Origin of the sequence: Pseudomonas viridiflava, from assembly GCF_001642795.1 — a bacterium.
Classification (GTDB): Bacteria; Pseudomonadota; Gammaproteobacteria; order Pseudomonadales; family Pseudomonadaceae; genus Aquipseudomonas; species Aquipseudomonas viridiflava.
Genome location: NZ_LKEH01000019.1, coordinates 139,680 through 164,800, shown reverse-complemented (window position 1 = coordinate 164,800; position 25,121 = coordinate 139,680). Strand labels below are relative to the sequence as shown.

Below are 25,121 nucleotides of genomic sequence, written 5' to 3'. Positions count from 1 at the left end.
ACATCAGTCTGGAAGGTCTGTGCAGCGTGTGCGATACGCCGCAGGCGTCAGGCCGTAGGCGCGCAGGAACCAGCGGCCCAGATGACTCTGATCGGCAAACCCCAGATCGCTGGCGACCTCCACAGGCTGCGCGCCACGGGCCAGAAGCCTGCGCGCCATGGACAGCCGCAATTGCACCAGGTAAGCGTGGGGTGGCAGACCGAAGGCAGCCTTGAAGGCGCGGGTGAGCCTGAAACGGTCCACGCCACAGGCCAATGCGAGTTCGTCCAGCCCCAGGTCACGCCGAAAATGGGCATGCAGATAATCACGGGCACGCAGGGCGACCAAGGGTAGCCGAGGGTCATGTTCATGCCTGACTCGCCAGTGCACATGGGCGGTCAGCCGTTCCAGCAAACCGTCCAGCGCACTCTGCCGGATAATGCGCGACTCCTGGCCATGCAGCGCCGAAAACGCAAATATGATGGACTGGGCCAGCCGCGGGTCACGCACCAGCGTGCTGGCGAACCCGGGCTGGAAGCCCTGCGGTGCGTCTTCGAACAACGACGTCAGTTCACGGCCGATCCAGTGTGGGTCCAGATACAGCATGCGGTAGGTGAAACCATCGGCATTCGGCGCGTCGCCGTCGTGGACCTCACCGGGTTCAAGCATGAATACCTGGCCCGAGGTGCTGGCATGCCGCTGCCTGCGACAGTGAAACTGCTGCACGCCCTGCTCCGTGACGCCGACCAGATAACTGTCATGCCAATGCGGATCGTAGGCGTGCCCTCGGAAATGGGCGCGCAACGTCTCGATCCCGGTATCCCGGTCCTGAGCGAGGTCGATCCAGTTGGCTGACTTCATGAGCGGCTTGATTGGCTTGAGTGAGCGTGTCTGCTTTTATCGCGCGGCAGAGGCGCAAAGTCTAGAAGGTTTGTGCGCAGGCACGGGGTCGTCTATATTTGCCCCCGGCGCCTCCACGCCTCCATCCGCGGAAAGGGCAGCGCCCAGGACACTGCTTCACCCTCTTGTCATTACGACTCCCGACCTTCAAGCGGACAAGGTTTGTACAAGGAGCTCGTATGTCCATCAATACCGATTTCCGTTCCCAGGACGGCCGCATCAACCTTGAGCAACAGCGCAAGCGCGCAAAGGAACTGTTGCTGAATCTGAAACAGGGTAACGCCCCCGATCAGCTCGCACTGCTCGGCACGTCGGGCCGGCCGCTTGCCCCAACACTTTCCGACGCACAGTGGCTGATTGCGCGCCAGCTGGGTTTCAGCAGCTGGCCCAAGCTAAAGGCCCATGTCGACGCCGTTGCCTTTGCCGCGCAGCACCCTGACTTCCACGCCAGCGACGAGCCACGGACCGTGCACTGGCGGTGCGGCAACGACATCGCTCACAGCCTGCAACTGGCCGGTTTCAAAGGCTCGTTCCACATGCTCAGCGACCCGCTGTGCATGGGGCCTGTTCAGGACCTGCCGGATGCAGAGTTTCGAGCGCAGCGCAGCGACTTCATCAGCGCCACATTCGATATGAATCACGCCGATGTCGCACGCAGGACGGACGAGGAATACGGCCGTCTCGAACAATTGGGCAGCGATCAGCACAATGTGCTGTGGTGCGAGGCCGATGCCTACGACCAGCTCTTTCTGATCAAGACCCTCGCGAGCCTGAAGCGACTGCCGCCACGGCTTGAACTCATCGAAGTGGACCGGGTGCCGGGGGTTCAGCGTTTCATCGGCATTGGGCAACTGGCACCGGACGTTCTTGCCTGGCTGTGGCCACAGCGCAAGCCGGTGACTCAGGCCATGCTGGACTGCGCTCGCAAGGCATGGCGAGCCTATTGCGATGCCTCACCTGTCGCACTGGCCACTCTGGCTCATGACCCGCGACTGCCTCTGCGACTGCTGGCTCCAGCGTTGTTGCGACAGTTGCAAGAGCTGCCGGGCAGCGACGACGGATTGTCGCTCACCGAACGACTTTCATTGCAGTATCTTCAGGAGGCAGGCCCGACCACTTTTGGTCGCGTCTTCACTGAACTGATGGACAAACGCGACCCCCTGCCCTTTTTAGGTGACATGATGTTTCAGGCGCTGCTTCGGCCCTTGATCGATTCAAAGGCTCCTTTGCTGAAAGAAACAGAAACACACCTGAAATGGCCGCAGCGGACTTTGGCACTGACAGCCTTGGGTGAGCGAGTGCTGGAGGGAGGTGCTTACTGGCTGGAACACGCGCAGCACCTGCGTTGGGTGGGTGGCGTGTGCATCGTTCCAGGTCGGCCTCACTGGACGATCAACCTTGAAAACCGTCCGGTATGGCGCGTTTGAAGGCATCAATGCGGTTACGCGAACGTCCGAAAACATCGCCGAGCCAGATGACTTTTTCGTGAAGTAATCGTGACAAAGAAGACAAATATAATTGGAAAATAAATTCCATTAACTGTATGAAGTGAAAGGATTCTGCGCCCGAAACACACTGCCATCGGGCGCTGAATTCTCCCCCCTATCGACAGTTAACAAGCCTGAGGCTTTTTATGAATTCGTCCTTGTCACGCCGCAAGATTCTTCAGGGTGCCTGCTGCCTTCCGGCTGCCGCCGCACTGATGCAATTGCCTTCCATTGCCAATGCTGCTTCACCTGCATCGCCCCGTACCAACATGACTGCCGACCAGGCATTGAAAGCCCTGCGCGACGGCAATGACGCGTTCATGAAAGACACCACTATCAAGACGGAAGGCAATCGTGATCGCCGTCTGGAAATCGCCAAGGGCCAGACGCCGTTCTGCATTCTGATTTCCTGCTCGGATTCACGCGTTCCGCCGGAATTGCTGTTCGGCCGTGGGCTGGGTGAACTGTTCATCGTGCGTAACGCTGGCAACACGGTCGACACCACCGCACTGGGCTCGATCGAATACGGTGTCAGCCAGCTCGGCGTTCCGCTGGTCGTGGTAATGGGTCACGAAAAATGCGGTGCCGTGGCTGCTGCCGTTTCGGTGGTCGAAGACGGCACGGTCTTTCAAGGCGCTATCGGTCAGATGATCGAGCCGATCATTCCTGCGGTCCTGACAGCCAAGGGCAAGAAAAGCAAAGACCTTCTGGAAGACTCCGTCAAAAGCAACATCCAGCGTACCGTGGCCCGTCTGCGCTCGGCTTCCGAGCCAGCGCTGATGAACCCGATCAAGGCAGGCACCGTCAAGGTCGTCGGCGCGTACTACAGCCTGGAAAACGGCAAGGTCGATTTCTTCGACGTTTGATACCGGGTCCGCCGTATCGGATACAAATGCCGGATAGATTCAAGCGCATGGATTGCGCCACCCTCCTTGATGTGGCATTGAGAATCATCGCCAAAAGGAGTGTCGCGTGAGCAAGGATTATCTGGCGTTTTTCAGCGCTCTGTTTCTGTCACGACAGGCCGATCAAATTCTACTTTTCATCGTGCCACTGGTTGTCTTTCAGACCACCAACAGCGCGTCATGGGCGGGCCTAGCGTTCTTTGCCGAGTCACTCCCACGCTTTCTGGCGTTTCCGATCTGCGGAGCGCTGTGCGATAAATTCTCTCCGGTCCGGATTCTCCACGTCAGCCAGATATATCGGGCACTTCTGTGTCTGCTGGCGATGCTGCTGTACATGGTTTTCGGCGTACTTGTCTGGCTGGTCCTGCTGTCGGCGCTATGCGGCGTACTGACCACTCAGGGCGTGATGGCGCGTGAAGTGCTGATGCCGCACGTGTTCCCGCGCTACAGCTATGCGCGCACGCTCTCCTACTCTCAGATTGCCGATCAGACAGGGCTGGTGCTTGGTCCGTTGGTGGCCGTGCTGTTGCTGAACGCGTGGGCATGGCACTGGGTGGTGCTGGCTTGCGCTGCTCTGTTTCTGCTGGCGGACCTGGCCACGCTCATCTGGCAACGCACTCGCCGCCTGGATCCCAAGGTATTCGAGCAGAAGCACGACAGCGCCTGGCAATCATTAAGCATTGCGGTCGGGCATATTCGGCGCCTCACCGAACTGAAGAAACTCATCACCCTGGCGGCCGGAGTGAACCTGATCGTCGGCGTGACACTGGCGACCTCTGCCGCCATGGTCATCGGTGAGTACGGCAGCGATCAGGAGCACTACGCCGGACTGCAGATGGCGGGTGGAGCGGCGACCATTCTGATTCTGTTTTTCCTGGCACGGGTGGTGATACCGATGCGGGCGCTCGGCATGGTGTCGTACGTGATGATTACCAGCGGGGCCTTGATCTGCGCCTTGAGTCCAGCCCTGAGTGGCTACGCGGCGGGCTTTCTGCTCATCGTCGGCTTCGACAAGATGTTCAACGTCTACATGCGCAGCCTCCGCCAACAGGTCATACCCCGGGAAGATTTCGGCAAGACCGTGGGCGTCATGACGCTGCTGAACAACCTTTCACAACCGATTGCCGGCCTGCTGGTCGCGCTGCTGGCCGGGCCGCTGGGCATTCGCGTGATCATCGTGGCACTGGGACTGCTGACCGCCCTGCTCGGCGGGCTGGCGCTTCGGTTGTTTGCAGGTCGTACTGATCTGAAGTGAGCGATGCTCACGCCGCTCCACAGCACACACGGAGGCAGCTCCACAGTCCGGCATTTGCTGCGCGGCAGCGCCAGACCTGCCGCAAAAAAAGTGCCTTCAGCAGGTCAGGCGTGCTCGTCAGAATTAAGAAACCGCGATCAGATCACGCCACAGGCAGCCCGATCACCACCACCGCCCAGAGGCTTCGGATGGTCGGAATGGTTGTCGCCACCGGCATGCACCATCAGCGCATGGCCTTTGATTTCGGAGATTTTCTTCAGGCGCGGCGCGAGGACCGGATAGTTGGCGGTGCCATCGGCATTGACGTACAGAGCAGGCAGGTCGCCCAGATGACCGTCGGCGTATGGCCCCAGGTGCTTGCCGGTCTTGGCCGGATCGAAGTGACCGCCAGCGGCCAGCGCGGCGACTTTCACACCATCCTTGGTGCCTGCATCGCAGCTGCCGTTTTCATGAACGTGAAAACCATGAACGCCTGCCGGTAGGTCCTTGAGGTTGGGGGTAAACACCAGCCCGTACTCCGTTTCGCTCACCGACACGGTGCCAATCGGCTTCGGTGCGCCATCCGCGCTGACCAGATTGATCGGAACGTCCAGCGATGCGGCCTGTATGCCGACGGAAAACATGCCCAGCAGGCCTAGCCAAAGATAAGGTTTCATAAAGTCAGTACGTCCTTGATGGAGGAATCGAGGTTGAACGCGGATGAGCGTGAAAAGGCATCGATCAAGCGGCCTTCTTCGCTGTGCTCCTCAGCGTTTTCGGATACGACATCACCTGTGACCACAACCGGTGCGGTTTTGATGCAAAAACTTCGACATGCGTGCTCTGCCCGGCGACCCGGCAAACCTCTGCAGCCTCGGCTAACCTGACACAAACTCTTTCATCACTTACGGTCGTAACACCCCATGAAAGACCCCTACGCTTTCGGGTTCTACAGTGCCTGTTTTGCGCTGGTGGTCGTTGTAGCAGCAGTTTTTTACAGCGCAGCCGTCAGCACATCGCCGGGCAGTGCCGCCAATGCCTATTACATTGTCGAGGCGGCGTCTTCGCTGAGCGAAGCGCTGGCGGTGATCGGTATCGCCGGTGTGGTGTTCAAGGCCTACGGCTCGTGGAAGCGCGAGACCCGTCAGCAAAAGGCCTTGAGCATTATTTGGGACGCCAATGTCGCGTTCCGGGAGATAGAAATCGGTTTCAACGAATGGTTTTTCGGTCCGACGGCCAATCAGAAGTCCGGCCACGATGCCGGCAAGATCAATTCACTGCTGGCGGCAAGCGCTCTGGGATCGGCACTCAGGGCCTTCAAGAAGCAATGCATCCTGCTCGACAAGGTGGTGATCAAGGATCACTGGCACTGGCTGAACCATGCTGCACAACTGGACATGCTGGCCCGGGCGCTGAGCGCCGAGGCGTTCGGCGCGGTAGGCAAAGGCAAGGTTACTCACACCATCGTCGACTTCCTCTACGCCCACGAAGGCGAAACCTGGAAAAGAACCCAGGCCGACTGGGAATCGCAAATGACCCTTATCGAAGAACAGCTGATGTCACTGGAAGAGTTGTATACCTGACAACTTGCTGTGTCCTGAGCGCGCTTCTTTTGCACGCAAGGCCTTGTTCCTGCTTCACATCCGGCCTGCAAATGAAGCACTCTGTCGCTTCCAATAACAACCGACGACACACGCGAGCCTCCACTCTCATGATGAAACTGAACTACAGCGTATCGGCTGCCCTTCTGTTGGGCCTGACAGGCATGGCGCAGGCAGAGGAATCGTCTTCGCACCTGGACAAGGTGCTGCAGGCTGGCCAGTTGTCGGTATGCACCACGGGCGACTACAAGCCCTACACCTTTCATCGCGAAGACGGTGAGTACGAAGGTATCGACATCACCATGGCCCGCTCGCTGGCCAAGAGCCTGGGCGTAAACGTGCAATGGGTGCCGACGACTTGGAAAACCCTGATGCCGGACATGATCGCCGGCAAGTGCGACATCGCGATGGGCGGCATCTCCGTTTCGCTGGAGCGTCAGAAGAAAGCGTTCTTCAGCAACACGCTGGATATCGACGGCAAGATTCCGCTGGTGCGCTGTGAAGACCAGGCGCTGTATCAGACCATCGAGCAGATCAACAAGCCGTCGGTTCGCCTGATCGAGCCCGCAGGCGGCACCAACGAAGCGTTTGCTCGCGCCTATCTGCCCCAGGCACCCATCGCGTTCCACGACAACAAAACCATCTTTCAGGAACTGCTCGACAAGAAAGCCGACGTGATGATCACCGACGCTTCGGAAGCGCTTTATCAGCAGAAACGTATGCCCGGTCTGTGCGCAGTCAACCCGACGCGGTACATGCAATACGGCGAGAAGGCCTACCTGCTGCCACGTGACGATGTGACCTGGAAAGCCTACGTCGATCAGTGGCTGCATCTGAGTAAAGCCACAGGCGCCTATCAGCAGGCTCTGAGTGAATGGCTTGCCGTATCCGCCCAGTAACCGACACGATGGCCTGAGCCCGCCCGGCACTGGTTGCATGGCGGGCCCGGCTGAAATAGCGTGTTGCAGAATCCACTGTCTGGAAGGCAACTGCGAGCATGAAGCCCACAAAACCCATCACCCGCGCGTTCTGTGTCGAACTGCAGCAGGAAATGTCCATCGCAGGCGCCCGTCGCGAATACTTCTCTCAAGAGCTGCCCCGCAAGCGCTTCGAATTTCTGTGCTCGAACGAAGCCTGCCGGGCAATGGGTGCGAAGGTGACCGGGGTTCGCTACGACGTGAAGCCTCAGGACAACCCGACCTTTGTCGCCGCGCACTTTCGCGCCAACCCGCATTACGACCATCACCCGGATTGTGAATGGGTGGATGCGGATGCAGACGAACCCGTTGAAGAACAGGTCGACACCAATGACCCTCAAGCGGCGCTGCGCAAGGCCAAGCGCAAGCTGGACGACTATATCGACGTGTTCGACCCGACGATAAAGGAGCCCGCCAAGGAAAAGTCCGGCGTGGAAAAAGCCGGCAGCCCCGCCCCGGCACCGGCTGTCAGCACTGCACCTGTCCCGCCTGCCGAACCAAAAGCGCCACGTTACAGCGAAACCCGCACCAACAACCTTGAACGTCTGGTGGACAGTTATCGCCAGGCAAGGGCCGAGCTCTCGCCCGAGGAGTTCAAGCTGCTGAAACTGCGCATTCCGGGTCAGGGCGAGCTGTCACTGCGTTCGTACTTTCGCCACATCAAATACGCACAGTTGGGCGACAACGGACGTGTGCTGTACGGCGGCGGGCTGGTGGAACAGCGCTACGGACAGGGTTTCAAGTTCAAGTTCTTTGACCGGCTGGAGGGCAAGCTGGTGACGCTCTACGTGTCGCCTGCGCAAATGCTGGCCTATCGCTCCAGCCGCTACATCAGCGAACTGCTGAGCCATGCCGATGAAGTGAAGTTTTTCACGGTCTACGCGCTGGGCACGCTGACGAAGAGCCCTTCGGGGAAGAGCTTTAGCGTTGAGGTAGATGATCTGCGGCACTTGGCAATTGTGCTGGGTCCGCAGAAAGAGCCTGCGGCCTGACCGCTTCAAACCGCAGTCATCGTGATACGCACAGTCCGGAAGACACGCAAAACGGGGCCAAAACGAAAGTATCTGACTGAATACGTACCCGTGGTCGCAGTAAGACTCGGGTATTACGCTGAGCAAAAGCATGGGCATGATCGGCGTGCTCNNATCGTTCCTACGCTCCGCNNNGTGGGAATGCCGCTCAGGACGCTCCGCGTCCGCTCTCGAATGTGGCGCAGATGTGTGCCCAAGCTCCAGCGTTGTCCACGTCATGCGCTCGGCTCACTGAATCCGCAATCTGCGCCATTTGTGACGCGGAGCGTCACGCGATGCATGCCCACGCGGAGCGATGGGCACGATCAGTGTCGAGGCAGACTTGTGTATAACGCCGAGCGCGCAGCGGTGGGCACGATCAAGGCCAGAATCAGACCTTGACGATCCAGCCCGCTGGCGGCTCGATATCACCGGACTGCACGCCGGTCAGTTCCTTGTACAGACGCTGGGTAACCGGACCCACTTCGGTTTCGCTGTAGAACACATGCAGCTTGTCCTTGTACGAGATCCCGCCAATCGGCGTGATCACTGCTGCCGTACCACACGCGCCGGCTTCCTTGAATTCACCGATTTTGTCGATGAACACATCGCCCTCTTCGACCGTCAGGCCCAGGCGGGATTTTGCCAGTTCGATCAGCGACAGACGGGTGATGCCCGGCAGCACGGAAGGCGACTTCGGTGTCAGGAACACATCGTCATTGGTGATGGCGAAGAAGTTGGCCGAACCCACTTCCTCGATCTTGGAATGGGTCTGCGGGTCCAGGTAGATGCAATCGGCGAAGCTGTGCTTCTTGGCTTCGGAACCCGGCATCAGGCTGGCGGCGTAGTTGCCACCGACCTTGGCCGCACCGGTGCCATTCGGCGCTGCGCGGTCGTAGCCGGAGATCACGAAGTTGTTCGGCTTCAGGCCGCCCTTGAAATAGGCGCCCACCGGAATGCAGAAGATCGAGAAGATGAATTCAGGTGCAGTGCGCACGCCGATGTTGTCACCCACGCCGATCACGAACGGACGCAGGTACAGCGCGCCACCGGAACCGTAAGGCGGGATGAAACGTTCATTGGCTTTCACCACCTGCTTGCAGGCTTCGATGAATACATCGGTAGGCACGTGGGGCATCAACAGACGGGAACAGCTGCGCTGCATGCGCTGGGCGTTCTGGTCGGGACGGAACAGGTTGATCGAACCGTCCTTGCAACGATAGGCCTTGAGCCCCTCGAAGCACTGCTGACCATAATGCAGCGCAGTGGAGCCTTCGCTGATGTGCAGCGTGTTGTCTTCCGTGAGCGAGCCCGCATCCCAGGCGCCGTCGCGCCAGTGAGACAGGTAGCGTTTGTCGGTCTTGATGTAATCGAAACCCAGAGTGTCCCAGTTGATGCTTTCGTGACTCATAACGCCCTCTATCATTTAGCGACTGCCTGGACGAGTCAGGCCATTGCCGTATTCTGCCAGATCATTCGAAACCTGAGGCTTGAAATAAATACAAACCGGTCTGGCGTTTTTGCATCCGTTCGAACTGCCAGCCTATCAGTTTGCCACCGTTTGCCCAGCGCCCTGACGTTGCCGGACGTAGGCCAGAAACGCCTCCATGTCCGAGCTGCACAAGGTACGCGCCACCTGCTTGACCTCTTCCATGGGCCAGTCCCACCACGCGGCCTGAAGCAGCAGTTCGCGAACGTCTTCCTCGAAACGCCAGCGAATGAACTTGCACGGATTGCCGCCCACCACGGAAAAGGGAGCGACGTCGCGCACGACCATGGCTCCGGCACCCACGATCGCGCCATGTCCGATCGTCACGCCGGACAGAATCACTGCGTCTGCGCAAATCCAGCAGTCGCTGCCGATGGTCACGTCGCCCTTGCTCGGCGCGTAGTCCTTGATGTCGCTGACCTGGTCGACCATTGCCGGAAACGGGTAGGTGGTGATCCAGTCGGTTCGGTGCTCACCGCCCAGCAGAATCCTGACGCCTTCGGCGATGGACGTGTAGGACCCTACTCGCAGAACCGTGTCATCGCCGAACTCGATAACGTCAGGGATGCCGTAGGTACCGACTCCGACTTGGTAGCGCGGATAGCGCAGCCTGATTTTCTCGGCAGCCCTTTCCAGCTTGTCCAGCTGGCGAAGCTGCTTGCGTACTTTTCTGGCTTTGAGCCGTTCGATGAATCTCATGAGCACTCTGGATCAATGGGTTGCGAGAGGTCTGGCTACCTACCGATAGCTCAGCAGCAGGCGCTTGCAGCGACGCCAGGTGGTGCGGTCCACATGCCTCAACGGAATAGAGCAAAGCAGTTTCCAGGCGTATCGCTTGTCTGAAACCGAGGCGTATTTGAGGGCCTTGTTGACGATGAAGGTTCGGCCTTTCTGATAACCGGGATGATCGCGGTAAGGCTCGATGGTCTTGAGATCAGCCTCGAGCAACACCTTGTATTTTCGCGACAGGTTGTTGGGGTGACGGCGGTAACGCGTCACCACTACCGGGATGACGTGAATTTCGTAGCCCTGAAACGCGATTCTCAGGGTCATCTGAAAATCCTGAACCTTGATCTCGGGGTCATAACCGTTCGCGTCACGAATGGCCTGCATGCGGTACAGCGCGACCGGAGCCCCTACGACCACGGCGCCGCGCAGCACGTCGTCAAATCCAAGACGTTCGATGTAATTGCGGGACTGGCACTTGGTTTCATTGCCGTCGCAATCCATGTAGCTGATGAGCGCGCCGACACAGCCCACTTTCGGGTGCTGATTAAGGTACCGGGCACGAACACTGATGGAGGACGGCAGCATGATGTCGTCCAGATCCGGCGTGGACACGTAGACACCCTTGGCGTACTTGAGCCCGTGGTTGAGCGCGGCACTCACGCCCTGGTTCGGCTGGCGATAGAGCTGGAACGGATACTGGCTCTGTAGCGCCTCCAGCATCGCAATACTGTTATCAGTCGAACCGTCGTCGACAATGATGACTTCGAAGTTCTCGTAATCCTGAGCAAAAATGCTCTGAATGGCAGCTTCCAGAAATCGCTCGGCGTTGTAGCAGGGGGCGATGATCGACACGAGCGGTTTTGGGGCAGTGTCCTGAACAGTTGAGGACGTCATAGGGGTAACAGCCATAATTATTATCTAGCCTTGGGCTTTGAAATACAGGGCGTTGCGTAACAGTTTGAATACAAGGCGCACATGATGCGACAAGTGAACTCGCTTTTCCAAGGCCAGCCCATGAGCATTTGTTCACTCGCAAAGGCGCTGAACCGCCTGACTGCATGATCCATATCATGGCGATACGTCTAAATCGCAGCTCAGAGCCCGTTAGCGCATCAGGCGCCCCGAAACCCAGGCGAAAAAAAACCCCATTCGGATGGAATGGGGTTTTTCGTAAAACAGGCTATCAGTCAGAACGCGTAGGTGACCAAAAGCTCTTTGGTGACCTGAAAGTCCACCGACATCATCACGCTCAGCGCAGTGATAGTGAAGATGGAGAACACGAAAAGCTTGCGGGCCCAGACGGTATCGTCAACGGCCTTGTAGCCCTTCCATGCCATGTACAACCAGTACATGCCCATGCCCGCCGCAACGGCGAGGTAGTTCAGACCTGCGTAGCCGCCCACCGTCAACATCAGGGTCGCCACGAGGAACGCCAGGATGTAGAGCAGGATGTGGCGCTTGGTGACCAGAATGCCGCGCTTGACCGGCAGAACCGGAATCTTCGCCGCACGATAGTCATTGAAACGGAAGATCGCGATCGCATACGAGTGCGGCATCTGCCACAGGCTGAACATCACCAGTAGCGTGAGTGCCGCGAAATCGAAGCTGTTGCTCACTGCGCAGTAGCCGATGACCGGAGGCATCGCCCCGGAAAGGCTGCCGACCAGCGTGCCGTGAACGGATTTGCGTTTCAGGTACAGGCTGTAGAAGCCGACGTAGATGACAAAACCGATCACCGCGAACAGTGCAGCCAGCGGATTGGCCTTGGTATACAGCAGGCTTACGCCTGCAATACCGAGTACGGTGGCGTAGAGCAGGGCCAGTTTCAGCGAAACCAGGCCCTGCACCAGGACCCGGTTACGGGTCCGTTCCATGCGCTGATCGATGTCACGATCAATGCAGTTGTTGAACACGCAACCGGACGCAACGACCAGGGAAGTACCGATGACTGCAGCCAGAAACACGCTGAAGTCGATATTCCCCTTGGAAGCCAGAAAAAAGCCACCTGCCACCGAAAGCACGTTACCGAAAATGATCCCCGGCTTGGTGATTTGGATAAAGTGCTTCAGTGACATCTGGTATTCCTCAATGCGCCATCATTTCGCGGTGGATGCTGAAGATGATCCACAACGACAGGCCAACCAGCAGAACGATAACCATCGTGGTAAAGGCGAAGGCCATCACGTTGTTGCGTTGCACACTCGTGAAGTCCAGGTGCAGGAAGTAATGCAGGTGCACCAGGATCTGAATGATTGCGAACGCCAGGATGATCGCGATCGTCATGTCCTTCGGCAGCGAAGGAGACATAACCAGCGCGAACGGGATGGCCGTCAGGATGATCGACAGTACGAAACCGATGATGTAGGACTTCACGGAGCCGTGGCTATTGTCTTCAGCCGGGTGATGTGAATTCGACATTACAAAGCCCCCATCAGGTAGACAACAGTGAACACGCCGATCCAGACAACGTCCAGGAAGTGCCAAAACAGACTCAGGCAGCTCAGGCGCGTCTTGTTGGTGTTGGTCAGGCCCTTTCTCTGGACCTGAATCATCATGATCGTCATCCAGATCAGACCGCTGGTGACGTGCACGCCGTGCAGGCCTACCAGCGCGAAGAACGCTGACAGGAAGCCGCTGCGGCTAGGACCGTAACCTTCGTGGATCAGGTGATGGAACTCGTAGATTTCCATGCCGATGAACGCAGCACCACACAGGAAGGTCAGCGCCAGCCAGCCCAGTACCTGGCTTTTCTTGCCCTTGTACAGGGCCAGCATGGCGAAACCGTAAGTGATACTACTGACCAGCAGGAACGCGGTTTCCACGGCCACGAATGGCAGCAGGAAGATGTCCTGGCCCGACGGGCCGCCCGCGACACTGTTGACCATCACGGCATAGACCGCGAAGAACGAGGCGAACAACACGCAGTCGGTCATCAGGTACAGCCAGAAGCCGTAAACCGTCATGCCACCGCTGTCGTGGTGATCGTCATGCCCGTGATCATGATCGTGACCGTGATCGTGGGCTCCAGGGTTGATTGCAATATTCGACATGTTTAAACCTGTTCCAGCGAGGACTTGACAGGAGTGTATGCACCGTTGGCCGCCAGGACCTTGTGATGCTCACCTTCAATACGCGCTACTTCTTCGGCCGGCACCATGTAGCCCTGGTCGTCACGTGCAGCGTGAGCAACGAAGACCGCAATGGTCGCGACCAGGCTTGCGCCAACCAGCCACCAGATGTGCCAGATGAATGCGAAACCGAATACGGTCAGCAGCAGGCCCATGTACAGGCCGGTAGGCGTGTTGTTAGGCATGTGAATCGCCGAGTACTTGGCCGGAACGCTGTAGGCAGTGCCTGCACGCTTGGCGTCAGTGAACGCGTCGATGTCGTCTGCCTTCGGCAGTTCGGCAAAGTTGTAGAACGGTGGCGGCGAAGAAGTCGACCATTCCAGCGTGTGGCCATTCCACGGGTCACCGGTCAGATCAGGGTTCTTGGCACGGTCACGGATACTGACGAACAGCTGGATCAGTTGCGAAGCGATACCGCATGCGATGAGCACGGCGCCGAACAGCGCGACGTCCAGGTAGATGTTCCACTCTGGCATGTCGGTAGCGTTCAGACGACGGGTCATGCCCAGGAAGCCCAGCGCGTACAGCGGCATGAATGCGACGAAGAAGCCGACGATCCAGAACCAGAACGCTGCCTTGCCCCACTTCTCGTTCAGTGTGAAACCGAACGCTTTAGGGAACCAGAACGCGAAGCCAGCGATGTAACCGAACACCGCACCGCCGATGATGACGTTGTGGAAGTGAGCGATCACGAACAGGCTGTTGTGCAGTACGAAGTCAGCACCTGGAATCGCCAACAGAACGCCGGTCATGCCGCCGATCGAGAAGGTGACCATGAAGCCCAGGGTCCAGAGTACCGGTGCAGTGAAGCGCAGACGGCCCTGATACATGGTGAACAGCCAGTTGAATAGCTTCACCCCCGTCGGGATCGCAATGAGCATCGTCGCCAGCCCGAAGAAGGCGTTGACGTTGGCCCCCGCACCCATCGTGAAGAAGTGGTGCAGCCAGACCATGAAGCCCAGGACGCAGATCGCACCGGAGGCGAAGATCATAAACTTGTGGCCGAACAGACGCTTGCCGGAGAACGTGGAGATGACTTCCGAGAACACACCGAAGGCCGGCAGGATCAGGATGTACACCTCAGGGTGACCCCACGCCCAGAACAGGTTCACGTACATCATGGGGTTACCGCCCATTTCGTTCGTGAAGATGTGGAAGTCCAGGTAGCGGTCAAGCGTCAGGAACGCAAGGGTAGCCGTCAGGATCGGGAACGAAGCCACGATCAGGATGTTTGCCCAGGTGCAGGTCCAGGTGAAGATCGGCATGTCCAGCAGTTTCATGCCAGGGGTACGCATCTTCAGTACGGTCACGAGGAAGTTGACCCCCGTCAGCGTCGTACCTAACCCGGATAACTGTAGCGCCCAGATGTAGTAGTCAACACCCACGCCAGGACTGTATTGCAGCCCCGACAGCGGCGGATAGGCAACCCAGCCGGTCTTGGCGAACTCACCGACACCCAGAGACAGGTTGATCAGCAGCATGCCGGCAACCAGCAGCCAGAAGCTCAGGGAGTTCAGGAACGGGAAGGCAACGTCGCGAGCACCGATCTGCAGAGGCAGAACGATGTTCATCAGACCGGTGAAGAACGGCATCGCCATGAAGATGATCATGATCACACCGTGAGCGGTGAAGATCTGGTCATAGTGTTCCGGCGGCAGGAAGCCTTCGGCACCGTTCTGGGCCATGGCCAGTTGGGTACGCATCATGATTGCGTCGGCAAAGCCGCGCAGCAGCATGACCATGGCAACGATGATGTACATCACGCCGATTTTCTTGTGGTCGACGGACGTCAGCCATTCAGACCACAAGTAGGTCCACTTGCGGAAATAGGTGATCAACCCGACAACCGCGAGGCCGCCGAGCGCGATCATGGCAAGTGTCACCATGACTATCGGCTCGTGGAACGGCACCGCTTCCAGACTTAATTTGCCAAACATCGTTTACTCCTCTGCCCCAGCAGCTGAATTTTTGCTCTTTTCCGCGCCTTCGTTACTGGCGGTTTCTTTCTCACCTGCAACAAGCTTCTTGCCTGGATTCATACCTTCATACTTGTCGATGATGATCTGGAACAGGTTCGGAGTGACCGCAGAAAACAGTTCAACAGGATTACGCTCGCTCGGCTTGAGCAGTTCAGCGTATTCGGTCTGGCCAAGCTTCTTCGGCGAGTTCCTGACTTCTGTGATCCAGTTGTCGAAATCGGCCTGGCTCACGGAGTTGGCCTTGAACTTCATGCCGGTAAAGCCTGCGCCACTGTAGTTGGCGGAGATACCGTTGAATTCGTGAACTTCGTTGGCGATCAGGTGCAGCTTGGTGTGCATGCCCGCCATTGCGTAGATCTGGCCGCCCAGACCCGGAATGAACAATGAGTTCATCACGCTATCGGAGGTGACCTGGAAATTGATCGGCGTGTTGGCCGGGAACACGATCTTGTTGACCGTCGCGATGTTGTAGTCCGGGTAGATGAAAATCCACTTCCAGTCTACGGAAACCGCCTGAATGGTGACCGGCTTGACGTCGGACTCAAGCGGACGGTAAGGGTCCAGCTCGTGCGTCGAGACGTAAGTGTAGTAGCCCAGGAACACCAGCAGCAGCATGGGAACGCCCCAGACCGCGATTTCAATCTTGGTGGAGTGCGACCAGTCCGGCGTGTACTTGGCAGCCTTGTTCGTGGCGCGATACTTCCAGGCGAAGATCAGGGTCATCAAAATGACCGGGATCACGACGATCAGCATCAGCAATGTGGCGATAACGATCAGGTTACGCTGCTCGATACCCACCTGCCCTTTCGGATCGAGCAGAGGTACGCCGTCGCATCCACTGAGCAAAAGCATACAGAAAAGGGCCAAGAAGCCAAAAAACCTGGGGTACCTTTTTTTACTCATTTCACGACCTCTAAAAGCAGCTTGCGCGGTGCAGTTGGGTTTCGACCGCCAACACTTCACCCTGCCAGTGCCGGCAATTTTTTTTGAATTGAACAAGGGCCTGCCAGCACGCCAACGTGACGTATCGACAAATCCGGGTTTAGCTATGGATTCTTATTTTGAGCTGCTGAAACTGCCCGATGTGCAGGGCAGACGCCTTCAGCGGCCATTGTACGCCCTCGGAGGCAAGCATTGCGCTGCCTGTTCAGGGTACACAGGTGGCGCTAAAAGGCCTCAAAATTGCTGATCGTCAAGTGAAGCCTGACGACAAGTGACGGGGATTGTAGATACGTAAATTTTTAATGACTATGCCTAATTTTGCAACAGTTATTCTCCATATCGGTAACAATAACCGCTGATTGGCTTTCACGGTGCAAAAAAAAGCCCCGATTTCACGAGGCCATTTTCATGAAAGCCCTTGTATTCAGTAAGGTTTACGCCGATTGCGAAACACACAGACCGGGACCAGTACCGCGGTCAGAATGAAGGCTGCCAGTGCCCACTGCGCCAGCGACAGTCCCAGTACTGGCGGATAAGGCGTCGAGCAGAACCCGCCGACCTGGAAAATCGTGGGAAACAGATCCGCCAGCGGCAGACCATCAACGATTGGCTGCAACGTATCGATCCCGCAGCTCACCTCAGGGTTGGCCAGCACCCAGGCGTGACGGCCGGCAGCAGCAATACCGCCCAGCGCAGCCAGGATCACCAGCACTTCGAACAGGGTCACGCTGCGACGGCCAGGCATGGCGGCACCGATGAAGGCGAAGATCGCGATGAACAACAGTGCGTAGCGCTGCAGGATGCACAGCGGGCATGGCGCTTCGCCCAGCACGATCTGCATGTACAGGGCACCGCCGATCAGGGACAGGCAGATAATCCCCAGCAGGACCAGAAAGCGTTTCTCGCGTCGCAGGTACATCAGGTTGTCGCTCATTCACACACCTTACTGAACTGATGAAGTGGCTGAAGGGCCCGAACGCCCGACATGCTCAGCCACCTGAGGATGGGACGCGCAGTGTAGAATCGCCCGCCCCGGATCGCACGCGATAATCATCTGCCGGCCCCGACAACTCAAGGGCGCAACGGCCGTACGGCCGAATCTGCCTGCCGGATGGTGGTGCACCTGCGAGGCAGCGTTGCCGCCGCGCCGTGCGGACGGTTTCTGCGCAGCGATCCAATCTCTTCCTTATATATAGAAGCGTGCGTCAGTTTGTCGCACCCCTTCTATATATAGAAGGGCGCGGTATTTTGTCGCACCTCGGGTTTTGACCCTGCAAAGCGCTATCCTTTAAAAATCCTAAAGCCACACCGACGCGGGTCGATAACCTCTCAGAGAAAGATGTTTGTCGCCTCCAGGCGACGAAACACCTATAGCCAGAAGGTTCATATGTCCAAGAACGTCCGAGCAGATTCACTTTCGCTGCTCCTCTTCACGTTGCGCAGCGGCAAGCTGATGGCGATCAACCTGCTCAAGGTCAGCGAAATCATCCCCTGCCCTGCCCTGACTCATCTGCCGGAATCGCACCCGCACGTCAAAGGCATCGCAACACTGCGCGGCTCATCGCTCTCGGTCATCGACCTGAGCCGGGCCATCGGCGAGCGGCCGCTTGCCGACCCGGATGGCGGCTGCCTGATCGTCACCGACGTCAGCCGTTCCAAGCAAGGTCTGCATGTGCAGGCGGTCAGCAAGATCGTGCACTGCCTGACCACCGATATCCGCCCGCCGCCCTACGGCTCGAGCAGCAAGTCGTTCATCACTGGCGTCACCCAGGTCGACGGCGTGCTGGTGCAGGTGCTGGACATCGAAAAAGTGATCCACGGCATCGCCCCCGCACAGATCGTCGTGCAGTCGACCGAACTGGCCAGGGAAGACGCCGAAGTACTGGCGCAAGCGCGCATTCTGGTGGTCGATGACAGCCAGGTCGCCCTGCAGCAGTCGATCATCACGCTGCGCAATCTGGGCATCAACTGCCACACGGCCCGCAGCGCGAAGGAAGCCATCGATGTCCTGCTGGAGCTGCAAGGCACGGCAGCGCAGATCAATGTCGTGGTGTCCGATATCGAAATGTCGGAGATGGACGGTTACGCCCTGACCCGTACCCTGCGCGATACGCCGGACTTCAACGACCTGTACATCCTGCTGCACACGTCACTGGACAGTGCGATGAACAGTGAGAAGGCCAGGATCGCCGGCGCCAACGCCGTGTTGACCAAGTTCTCTTCGCCCGAGCTGACCAAATGCCTGATCGAGGCCGCCCGCACGGTCGTGGCTCAGGGCATCTGATCCACAGACCACCCGCCACGGCGCCGGATCCCGACGATGCCTCGCCAGACCATTGCTGGCTGATGCGTCGGGATCTGACCGCAGCGCTACCGCTCGCGCCCTGGCCGCCGGGCGTCACTTGCGTCACCTTGACGCCCCGACACAGTCTTCAGGCTCACAGCCTTCTGACGCAGAGTCATCTGTTGGAAGACGGGCAGTGGCTGCACCACCCGGACTGGCTCGACGCTTTCGAGCACAACCCGGAGTTCGACCGGTCACGCTGTTTTGTGGCAATCGACAGCGATCGCGTGGTGGGAGTGATTACCTGCTGGACCAGCGCCTTCATCAAGGATCTGGCCGTGTACCCGGATTACCGGAACAGAGGGATTGGCGCAGCGTTGCTCCACTATCTGTTCGTCCACCTGAAGCGTTGTGGCGAGGCGGCAGTCGATCTGAAAGTGATGGAAAACAATCAGGTCGCAAGGCGTCTTTATGAAAAATCAGACTTGTCCTACGTCGCTCGTCTGGCAGTTACGCAGAACTGATCTGGCATAATTTGCGCCCGAACATTTCACGCGGAGACCGAGATGAAAGCATCCCTTCTGTTGCTGGCAGGTCTGGCCGTTGTCGCCACCCAAGCCAGTGCCTCGACACCACAAGCCTGGAGCGAGTTGGACAAGGCGATGCTCGACAGTTGCCTGAAAGCCAGCCAGCTCAAGAATGTTTCAGCCGTTGGCAACAGCGCCCAGTTTGATGACCGGGTCGGCTACAGCGCGCTGCTGTTGAAAGGTCGCTATCCACAAAAGCACATGAACAACCGCCCAGGCACCGAGCTCTGTTTGTACAACCGTAAAAGCAGGCAGGCCAGCGTGACTGAGTGGGACAGCATCAACCCATCGCCTGCCCGCTAGGCCTGTGGCGCGCAACTTGCTTCATGGCCTGCATCAGTCGGAACGATGACAGCCTTGTCGTCACCCCGGCGCCCGTCATGGACAGGTTACCGACCCAATGAACACCCAGTTTTCCTGCACAGGTTGCGGCGGCTGCTGCACCGATCATCACGTACCGCTGACACTCACCGAAGCCACGCAGTGGGCGGCGGACGGCGGTACGGTGATCGTGCTGACCGAAGCCTTTCTCGGTAACGGTTATGGCGTTCCCGACGCGCAATTGACACACGCCACCCGACGCTCGACCGAAGTGAACAGTGGCCTGACCACCGCCTACGTCGCCATCACCTTCGCCGCATACAACGTGGGCCGCTGCCGGAATCTTGACGAACAGAACCTCTGCGGCATTTACGAGCGTCGCCCGCTGGTGTGCCGGATCTATCCGATGGAAATCAATCCGCACATCCCGCTGCGTCCTGAAACCAAGGGCTGTCCGCCGGAGGCCTGGGAACAGGGTCCCGATCTGATCGTTGGCAACACGCTGGTGGACACACAACTGATGGCGCTGATCGAGCAGTCACGCCAGGCAGACCGCGATGAAATCGAGGCCAAGCAGGCAATCTGTCAGACGCTGGGAATTCGCACCACGGCCCTCAAGGGCAACGGTTTCGTGGCGTACCTGCCGGACATGGCGGCCTTCGCGGCAGCCATCGAGCAGGTTGCCAGCCACGAGAGCGAATTATCGGCAAAAGCCGACTGGGAATTTCATGTCGCAGGCCAGACGGTCATCGACACGCTGCAGGCGGCAGGTGCCGACGTGACCCTGAGGGAACCGGTTTCCTACCTGTTCATCCCGCTGCAGGCAGCCTGACTCAGCGCTTGCCCATGGAACGACGGGTTCCGGACGGCGCGGCACCTGGCGTTTTGTGATGGCCGGATTTGTTCGATTTCTGATACCAGGCCTGATCCTTGTCTTTTTTGGCCTGTGCGAACTCCGACGGCTTGAACGGAAAGCTGAACGGGGCAATCGCAGCCTTCTTGTCGGCAGCGCCTACGGAGTCGGTTGCGGCTTCTTGAACAGAGGGTTGTTCAGGAGTGGTCATGGTGTCACCAGAAAGTCGAAATGGCCGGGCGAACGCCCGCGGTCGCGCAGCATACAGCAAACGTCGAACGCCCGCCCGAGCCTCCTGTCGCCCTTACCGATAGAACAGATCCACCATGATTTGCGCATCAAAGGGCCCGACCTGCGGCGGGGCGCTGTTCCAGACCAGTTCGGCATTGAAATCCGCTCTGGAAGCCTGGGTATCGTCCAGCAATTCGGCCATGTGGAACGGTTCGTTGTAGCGTAGGGCCTTGCCTCCCAACGCACCGCTGATGCGGATGCCCAGCGACTGATTGCCGGCTGGCAGCAACAGATCGCCCGCGCCCGAAATCATGCCGCTCACCGGACGAAAACGCGCATTGATGCTGAAAGGTGAATCGCAGTTGCGACGGGTCAGCAGTGAAAATGGCTGAGTGGCGAAAACCTTGCCAACGGCGACGTTCTTGATGGGTATCGCACCGAACTCCACGGTTTGCGGCATCACTTGCAAATCGGCGTCGCAGGCCACGAAGCGCAGACCGGTCAGGCTGTCGATCACATAACTGAGACTGCGCCCCGGCGACGGTTGCAGAGCGGACGCGCTGTCGAGCTGGAAAAAACGGTAATCGAGCAGATCGCTTGCGACGCCCGACGGCGGGGTTGCGCCGAACTTCTGGATGAACACCGAAAACGGCAGATTGAAACGGATTTTGGGGCAATCGTCGATGTTCGCATCGCCTTCATGGCACGCAGGCAGGTACTGCCCGGTGGCAACCCGTCCGCTGCCTTGCACATAATCAATTCCCCTGTAGGTCAGACCCGCACGAATGCCCTGTCCGATCATGATGTTGTCCGGGTTCAGGTACAGGGCAATCTCCTCCTGAACTGCCTGCTGACCATCCTTGGCACACTCGACCTGGACGTTCATGGGCTCGGAGCGCCAGACCACTTCGCCATTCGGGACCGTGGCGGGAATGGCCACCGTACTGCTCAACGGACCATGAACGAGGGTTTCGCCCGCACCCTGTGTCTTGCAGACCAGCGCAAACGCGGGCGCAGGGCTCAGCAGCATCAGCAATGCGGCAGCGCTGAACCGGCGGCGCATGAAGAAAGATTTCATATCAGCAGGATTCCTGAAGGGTGAGGTTTTCCAGAAGACGGGCGCTGGACGAGGCCTGCGCGTTCAGATGCGTGCAGTAGCCGCGCTGGCCGCCGTAGTCGGTCAGCGCCTTGAAAACGAGCCTGTGTCCGGAGGGTTGCGTGCTCGCCGAAACCGGCAATTCGATCCGCGCACCCGGGGCCAGCAACAAATGGTCGCTGACCTGAACACCATCCAGCTCCAGGGATTCAAGGGAGACGTGGTAAGCCGTAGGGTTGCTGACCTGCAACTGCGTCATGCCCGTTCCGTTATGCGTCATCGTCCAGTTCAGTCGCTCGGTGGACTCGGCCGGATCGCCCGGCGGCCCGACGGGTCGGTAAAACACGTTGATGCGCTGACGTACGGCGATCGTGAGCTGGCGTCTGCCGGGCTCATGCCGAGGGATTTCAAGCACCGACAGGTGCAGCAGGGACTCCCGGTCCTCAGGCATTCCTGCTCCCTGGTACAACACCCGCAATGCCTGCCTGCCGCCCGCGCTGACATGCGAAAGGGGTGGCGTCACCACAAAGGGCAGAAGCCGGGGCGATACCGATGACGTTTCATCGTCCAGCGGATCACTGAGCCAGACCTGAACAAGGACCTCGTCCTGCCCGGGGTTGCGCATCTCCAGGCTGACTTCCCGGTACCGGCCATCGAAGATCAGCCGCGTTCCGGTCAGCGACAGCGCACCCTGCGCACAGACACTGGTCAGCGACAGCACCGCCAGAAGCATGAGTCGGTAAGCGCAGGTCATTGGCAGATCACCTTGAGCCGTTCATAGGCCCGTGCCGGATCTCTGGGCGGCAGCACAAAAGGCGCTTCGCAATGCTGATCCGACCAGCGAACGTGCAAACGGCCGCTGTCCTGATCACTCAACACCAACGCCTGACTGCTCAGGTCCACCACCGCGAGCGCCTTGCCCTGCCCGTCCTCGACACTGGCCCCCAGCGGCACCTTGCTGCCATCGGCGCGCACCAGTTCAAACTGCACACGGCGACCCACCGCCGCCTTGAAGCGCACCAGAGGTACGGCTCCGCGTCGAGGCACGATCTGGGTGATGGCGCTTTCCAGATCGATGTCGGCGCCCAGTTGCCGAGTGTCCAGGCTGACCCAGTTAGTGCGATACGGCTGCGCATAGGGCATCACCGCATAACCGTTGGCGGCGGTGGCCACGTTGTTGAACGACCTGAGCCGCGCCCCTCCGACATCCGGCACATGCACCAGCGCAAAGGTTTCACCCAATGGCTGGCCCAGATTGACGCCACCCGCATGAGCGACGACAGAACCGGTAGCACTCAGGGTCAACGCGTCATAGTCCTGGCCCTGGCTGTAACCGGCCTCGAACCGGCCGTAAGGCAGGGTGGTATTGACCTTACCCGCACCGTAACTCCCGGAACTGCTGTCACGTCCGGTCTGCACGGAATAGAACGTGTCGCGGTCATCAAGCACCTGACCATTAAGGCCCGCCTGCACGCTGTAATCGCCAGCACTGCTGCGCACCCCGTTGAACGAAAGGCGTGACGAACCCGGACTCGTGCCCAGCGGCAGGGTCACACTGAAAGCGATCCGAGTGTCCGGGGTCGCATCACCCGAACGGCCGAAATCCTGATTACGCTCCACGGACAGGCTGTAATTGAGACTGCGCCAGGCCGCGTTGTACGACAGATAAAGCTGCCGGGTCTTGCCGGGCAGGTTCCAGTAGCGCTGCTCGGAAGCCGTCAGGCTCAGGGAGGCATTTTGCGCTGGCAGCACCTGAGTGACATTGAGTTCCAGCCGGTCCCTGGGCTGGCCGCCCGGGAGTCCGTTCACTGGGTCCCCCGTCTCGCTGACGTGCTGATTGAGCGTCCGGTATTGTTCGGTGGAATAGCGATACCCGGCGATGGCCAGGGTGGTGTCCGTCACATCCAGAGTATTGGCATAACGAACCCGCAGGCTTTGGCCCGCAAGCGTCTGCGGCTTCTGCTGACTGACCGAATGGGTGATATCCAGAGAGACCGCGCCGATTCCGGTGTTCACTCCGGTGCCGATGTTCGTTGCCTGATAATCCTCGGCCAGTTGCAGTCCGCCAAAGCCGGTCATTCGTTCTGACAGACCGTAGATCAGCGCGGCGCTGGTGAAAGCCGGAGAATCCTGACCGTCGTTGTCGATCTGCCCGGCAGCCAGGCTGAAGCGCAACGCACCTGCTGGCACCATGATCGGCAGCGACGCATACGCCTGGGTGAATGAACGTCGGCGGCCATCGGCTTCAATGATCGTGACCTCAAGATCGCCGTTGGAACCGCTGGGGTAAATATCCGTGATTTCGAAGGGACCGGGTGAAACGTTGCCGCTGTACAACAGGAATCCGTTCTGGCGAACCTCGACCGTGGCGTTGGTTTCGGCGGTACCGCGGATGACCGGCGCATAATTGCGCTCACTGTCAGGCAGCATCCCGTCATCCGAGGCAATCGACGCGCCCCTGAAGCGAACGCTGTCGAACACCTGCGAATCGCTGAATGTCTCACCCAACGTCAACTGGCTTTTCAGGGCGGTGATGTCGCGCTGAGCGAACGTGCGATTGCCCCGATAACGCCATGAGCGATCGGCGCCATACAGCAGTGAAGACTCGTTGCGCAGCCGCCAGGCGCCCAGGTTCACACCGTTGCGCAGTCCCATGTAGTACTGGTCGGTATCAAGGTTCTGGTTGCGCCGTCTGACGGCATTGGCGTTGTAATTGACGAACGCTGCGGGCTCGCCCTCGTCCCACAACTGCGGTGAGACATAACCTCGGGCACTGCGCGCCATGACCGCCTGCGGAACACTGATGTTCAGGCGCAAGGCGCCGGGATGGTAGTCGACCCTTGCAAACTCTACCTGCGCGGGCAGATCGAAGCACGCTTCGTCCGGCTCGCCGGTGACAGGCAAACGGGCCGGATCGAGCCCGAAACCCTGCAACATCTCAAGCGTCAGGCAAGGCTCGATCTGGCCGGAACGCCGGTTTTTCGAAAATGCCACATCACGCCGTCCGCTCAACGTCCGGTTCACGTAGATGTCCACGCGGTAGATACCCGGCAGAACGCTGTTGGCGCGCAAAAATTCTTTCAGATCCGGGGGCTGCTCGCTGCCCTGAATGAACGCGGTATTGAACTTGACCGGGGTCGTGGTAGCCGGGCCATCCGCTCCGGCCGCGAAGGCGGCGCAAGAGCAGCTCAGCACCAGACTGATACAGACCCGACTGCGGCGCGATACCCACGTGGTACCGGGTCTCGAGCAATGTCCGGGATACAGGCGAACAGACTGTGCAATGACGCCCATGTCTTTTTTGTGCCATTCCATAGCGATCTTTACTCTACTTCGGATATATCGCACGCCGCGCAATCCTTCGCACAGACGCAGGGCGACAGGACCAG

At 58.9% G+C, this 25,121-nt stretch carries 25 protein-coding genes; 10 read left to right on the top strand and 15 right to left on the bottom strand.

Going from position 1 to position 25,121, the window contains the following annotated elements:
• Window positions 1–3: 3 nt before the first annotated feature.
• A complete protein-coding gene (locus tag AO065_RS07050; RefSeq protein WP_004878659.1) occupies window positions 4–840 on the bottom strand; it encodes an AraC family transcriptional regulator in 837 nt (278 codons plus the stop codon).
• Window positions 841–1,058: 218 nt separating this feature from the next.
• On the opposite strand from AO065_RS07050, the gene AO065_RS07045 reads away from it, so the two are divergent.
• The 3 genes from AO065_RS07045 (at window position 1,059) to AO065_RS07035 (ending at window position 4,526) form a co-directional block, all read left to right on the top strand.
• The gene (locus AO065_RS07045) at window positions 1,059–2,306 is read left to right on the top strand and encodes a DUF1835 domain-containing protein (protein ID WP_004878657.1); all 1,248 of its coding nucleotides are present in this window, start codon (window positions 1,059–1,061) and stop codon (window positions 2,304–2,306) included.
• A gap of 206 nt (window positions 2,307–2,512) precedes the next feature.
• Window positions 2,513–3,232 (top strand): carbonic anhydrase, encoded by a 720-nt coding sequence (locus AO065_RS07040; RefSeq protein WP_004878654.1) that lies wholly within the window; start codon window positions 2,513–2,515, stop codon window positions 3,230–3,232.
• Between the two features lie 106 nt (window positions 3,233–3,338).
• Complete coding sequence (locus AO065_RS07035) at window positions 3,339–4,526, top strand: MFS transporter (protein WP_004878651.1); 1,188 nt, start codon at window positions 3,339–3,341, stop codon at window positions 4,524–4,526.
• Window positions 4,527–4,663: 137 nt separating this feature from the next.
• Here the strand turns inward: AO065_RS07035 and sodC are convergent, their stop codons facing one another.
• Entirely contained in the window at window positions 4,664–5,182 is a 519-nt protein-coding gene (gene sodC / locus AO065_RS07030) for a superoxide dismutase family protein (protein WP_004878649.1), read from the bottom strand.
• A 246-nt stretch (window positions 5,183–5,428) separates the two neighbouring features.
• On the opposite strand from sodC, the gene AO065_RS07025 reads away from it, so the two are divergent.
• From AO065_RS07025 to AO065_RS07015, 3 genes are all read left to right on the top strand, one after another.
• Complete coding sequence (locus AO065_RS07025) at window positions 5,429–6,088, top strand: hypothetical protein (RefSeq protein ID WP_004878647.1); 660 nt, start codon at window positions 5,429–5,431, stop codon at window positions 6,086–6,088.
• 128 nt (window positions 6,089–6,216) lie between these two features.
• A complete protein-coding gene (locus AO065_RS07020; RefSeq protein WP_004878645.1) occupies window positions 6,217–7,005 on the top strand; it encodes a transporter substrate-binding domain-containing protein in 789 nt (262 codons plus the stop codon).
• A 98-nt stretch (window positions 7,006–7,103) separates the two neighbouring features.
• Entirely contained in the window at window positions 7,104–8,075 is a 972-nt protein-coding gene (locus AO065_RS07015) for a hypothetical protein (RefSeq protein ID WP_004878643.1), read from the top strand.
• Between the two features lie 409 nt (window positions 8,076–8,484).
• Here AO065_RS07015 and AO065_RS07010 read toward each other — a convergent pair whose 3' ends face one another.
• From AO065_RS07010 to AO065_RS06970, 9 genes are all read right to left on the bottom strand, one after another.
• Window positions 8,485–9,504, bottom strand: coding sequence for a branched-chain amino acid aminotransferase (locus AO065_RS07010; protein ID WP_004878641.1), 1,020 nt, complete (start codon window positions 9,502–9,504; stop codon window positions 8,485–8,487).
• A gap of 135 nt (window positions 9,505–9,639) precedes the next feature.
• On the bottom strand, window positions 9,640–10,281 hold the full coding sequence (locus AO065_RS07005) for a CatB-related O-acetyltransferase (protein ID WP_004878639.1): 642 nt from the start codon (window positions 10,279–10,281) through the stop codon (window positions 9,640–9,642).
• Window positions 10,282–10,320: 39 nt separating this feature from the next.
• Window positions 10,321–11,205 carry a glycosyltransferase family 2 protein gene (locus AO065_RS07000; RefSeq protein WP_032650103.1) on the bottom strand — a complete coding sequence of 295 codons (885 nt, stop codon included), beginning with the start codon at window positions 11,203–11,205 and terminating at the stop codon, window positions 10,321–10,323.
• Window positions 11,206–11,498: 293 nt separating this feature from the next.
• Window positions 11,499–12,386 (bottom strand): heme o synthase, encoded by an 888-nt coding sequence (cyoE, locus tag AO065_RS06995; protein WP_004878634.1) that lies wholly within the window; start codon window positions 12,384–12,386, stop codon window positions 11,499–11,501.
• A 10-nt stretch (window positions 12,387–12,396) separates the two neighbouring features.
• Window positions 12,397–12,729, bottom strand: coding sequence for a cytochrome o ubiquinol oxidase subunit IV (cyoD, locus tag AO065_RS06990; RefSeq protein ID WP_004878631.1), 333 nt, complete (start codon window positions 12,727–12,729; stop codon window positions 12,397–12,399).
• Window positions 12,729–13,361, bottom strand: a complete 633-nt coding sequence (locus tag AO065_RS06985; RefSeq protein WP_004878628.1) for a cytochrome o ubiquinol oxidase subunit III — start codon at window positions 13,359–13,361, stop codon at window positions 12,729–12,731. Before AO065_RS06985 ends, cyoD begins: the two co-directional genes overlap by 1 nt.
• Window positions 13,362–13,363: 2 nt before the next feature.
• The gene (gene cyoB, locus AO065_RS06980) at window positions 13,364–15,376 is read right to left on the bottom strand and encodes a cytochrome o ubiquinol oxidase subunit I (RefSeq protein WP_004878626.1); all 2,013 of its coding nucleotides are present in this window, start codon (window positions 15,374–15,376) and stop codon (window positions 13,364–13,366) included.
• A gap of 3 nt (window positions 15,377–15,379) precedes the next feature.
• Entirely contained in the window at window positions 15,380–16,321 is a 942-nt protein-coding gene (gene cyoA, locus AO065_RS06975; RefSeq protein ID WP_025995039.1) for a ubiquinol oxidase subunit II, read from the bottom strand.
• A gap of 463 nt (window positions 16,322–16,784) precedes the next feature.
• Window positions 16,785–17,294 carry a disulfide bond formation protein B gene (locus tag AO065_RS06970; protein ID WP_004878622.1) on the bottom strand — a complete coding sequence of 170 codons (510 nt, stop codon included), beginning with the start codon at window positions 17,292–17,294 and terminating at the stop codon, window positions 16,785–16,787.
• A gap of 453 nt (window positions 17,295–17,747) precedes the next feature.
• Between AO065_RS06970 and AO065_RS06965 the strand changes: the two genes are divergently transcribed.
• The 4 genes from AO065_RS06965 (at window position 17,748) to AO065_RS06950 (ending at window position 20,384) form a co-directional block, all read left to right on the top strand.
• Complete coding sequence (locus AO065_RS06965; RefSeq protein WP_004878620.1) at window positions 17,748–18,644, top strand: chemotaxis protein; 897 nt, start codon at window positions 17,748–17,750, stop codon at window positions 18,642–18,644.
• Between the two features lie 62 nt (window positions 18,645–18,706).
• A complete protein-coding gene (locus AO065_RS06960; protein ID WP_004878618.1) occupies window positions 18,707–19,168 on the top strand; it encodes a GNAT family N-acetyltransferase in 462 nt (153 codons plus the stop codon).
• 42 nt (window positions 19,169–19,210) lie between these two features.
• Window positions 19,211–19,534: a hypothetical protein gene (locus tag AO065_RS06955; RefSeq protein ID WP_004878615.1), complete on the top strand. Its 324-nt coding sequence runs from the start codon at window positions 19,211–19,213 to the stop codon at window positions 19,532–19,534.
• A gap of 97 nt (window positions 19,535–19,631) precedes the next feature.
• Entirely contained in the window at window positions 19,632–20,384 is a 753-nt protein-coding gene (locus AO065_RS06950) for a YkgJ family cysteine cluster protein (protein WP_004878613.1), read from the top strand.
• Window position 20,385: 1 nt separating this feature from the next.
• On the opposite strand, the gene AO065_RS06945 is transcribed toward AO065_RS06950, so the two are convergent.
• From AO065_RS06945 to AO065_RS06930, 4 genes are all read right to left on the bottom strand, one after another.
• Window positions 20,386–20,616 carry a hypothetical protein gene (locus tag AO065_RS06945; protein WP_004878611.1) on the bottom strand — a complete coding sequence of 77 codons (231 nt, stop codon included), beginning with the start codon at window positions 20,614–20,616 and terminating at the stop codon, window positions 20,386–20,388.
• A 93-nt stretch (window positions 20,617–20,709) separates the two neighbouring features.
• Window positions 20,710–21,714: a fimbrial protein gene (locus AO065_RS06940; RefSeq protein WP_004878609.1), complete on the bottom strand. Its 1,005-nt coding sequence runs from the start codon at window positions 21,712–21,714 to the stop codon at window positions 20,710–20,712.
• A 1-nt stretch (window position 21,715) separates the two neighbouring features.
• Complete coding sequence (locus AO065_RS06935) at window positions 21,716–22,492, bottom strand: fimbrial biogenesis chaperone (protein WP_412778556.1); 777 nt, start codon at window positions 22,490–22,492, stop codon at window positions 21,716–21,718.
• Entirely contained in the window at window positions 22,483–25,047 is a 2,565-nt protein-coding gene (locus AO065_RS06930) for a fimbria/pilus outer membrane usher protein (RefSeq protein WP_004878604.1), read from the bottom strand. The genes AO065_RS06935 and AO065_RS06930 overlap by 10 nt, the downstream gene beginning before the upstream one ends.
• Window positions 25,048–25,121: the final 74 nt, after the last annotated feature.

Excerpts from the sequence above, each read along its gene's own strand:
- AO065_RS06985 (WP_004878628.1), bottom strand. The coding sequence starts at position 13,361 with ATGTCGAATATTGCAATCAACCCTGGAGCCCACGATCACGGTCACGAT.
- AO065_RS06930 (WP_004878604.1), bottom strand. The coding sequence starts at position 25,047 with ATGGAATGGCACAAAAAAGACATGGGCGTCATTGCACAGTCTGTTCGC.
- AO065_RS06960 (WP_004878618.1), top strand. The coding sequence starts at position 18,707 with ATGCGTCGGGATCTGACCGCAGCGCTACCGCTCGCGCCCTGGCCGCCG.
- AO065_RS07010 (WP_004878641.1), bottom strand. The coding sequence starts at position 9,504 with ATGAGTCACGAAAGCATCAACTGGGACACTCTGGGTTTCGATTACATC.
- AO065_RS06970 (WP_004878622.1), bottom strand. The coding sequence starts at position 17,294 with ATGAGCGACAACCTGATGTACCTGCGACGCGAGAAACGCTTTCTGGTC.
- sodC (WP_004878649.1), bottom strand. The coding sequence starts at position 5,182 with ATGAAACCTTATCTTTGGCTAGGCCTGCTGGGCATGTTTTCCGTCGGC.
- cyoE (WP_004878634.1), bottom strand. The coding sequence starts at position 12,386 with ATGTCACTGAAGCACTTTATCCAAATCACCAAGCCGGGGATCATTTTC.
- cyoB (WP_004878626.1), bottom strand. The coding sequence starts at position 15,376 with ATGTTTGGCAAATTAAGTCTGGAAGCGGTGCCGTTCCACGAGCCGATA.
- AO065_RS06940 (WP_004878609.1), bottom strand. The coding sequence starts at position 21,714 with ATGAAATCTTTCTTCATGCGCCGCCGGTTCAGCGCTGCCGCATTGCTG.
- AO065_RS07020 (WP_004878645.1), top strand. The coding sequence starts at position 6,217 with ATGATGAAACTGAACTACAGCGTATCGGCTGCCCTTCTGTTGGGCCTG.
- AO065_RS07025 (WP_004878647.1), top strand. The coding sequence starts at position 5,429 with ATGAAAGACCCCTACGCTTTCGGGTTCTACAGTGCCTGTTTTGCGCTG.
- AO065_RS06945 (WP_004878611.1), bottom strand. The coding sequence starts at position 20,616 with ATGACCACTCCTGAACAACCCTCTGTTCAAGAAGCCGCAACCGACTCC.
- AO065_RS06955 (WP_004878615.1), top strand. The coding sequence starts at position 19,211 with ATGAAAGCATCCCTTCTGTTGCTGGCAGGTCTGGCCGTTGTCGCCACC.
- AO065_RS07045 (WP_004878657.1), top strand. The coding sequence starts at position 1,059 with ATGTCCATCAATACCGATTTCCGTTCCCAGGACGGCCGCATCAACCTT.
- AO065_RS06965 (WP_004878620.1), top strand. The coding sequence starts at position 17,748 with ATGTCCAAGAACGTCCGAGCAGATTCACTTTCGCTGCTCCTCTTCACG.
- AO065_RS07000 (WP_032650103.1), bottom strand. The coding sequence starts at position 11,205 with ATGACGTCCTCAACTGTTCAGGACACTGCCCCAAAACCGCTCGTGTCG.
- AO065_RS07015 (WP_004878643.1), top strand. The coding sequence starts at position 7,104 with ATGAAGCCCACAAAACCCATCACCCGCGCGTTCTGTGTCGAACTGCAG.
- AO065_RS07050 (WP_004878659.1), bottom strand. The coding sequence starts at position 840 with ATGAAGTCAGCCAACTGGATCGACCTCGCTCAGGACCGGGATACCGGG.
- cyoA (WP_025995039.1), bottom strand. The coding sequence starts at position 16,321 with ATGAGTAAAAAAAGGTACCCCAGGTTTTTTGGCTTCTTGGCCCTTTTC.
- cyoD (WP_004878631.1), bottom strand. The coding sequence starts at position 12,729 with ATGTCGAATTCACATCACCCGGCTGAAGACAATAGCCACGGCTCCGTG.
- AO065_RS07005 (WP_004878639.1), bottom strand. The coding sequence starts at position 10,281 with ATGAGATTCATCGAACGGCTCAAAGCCAGAAAAGTACGCAAGCAGCTT.
- AO065_RS07040 (WP_004878654.1), top strand. The coding sequence starts at position 2,513 with ATGAATTCGTCCTTGTCACGCCGCAAGATTCTTCAGGGTGCCTGCTGC.
- AO065_RS06950 (WP_004878613.1), top strand. The coding sequence starts at position 19,632 with ATGAACACCCAGTTTTCCTGCACAGGTTGCGGCGGCTGCTGCACCGAT.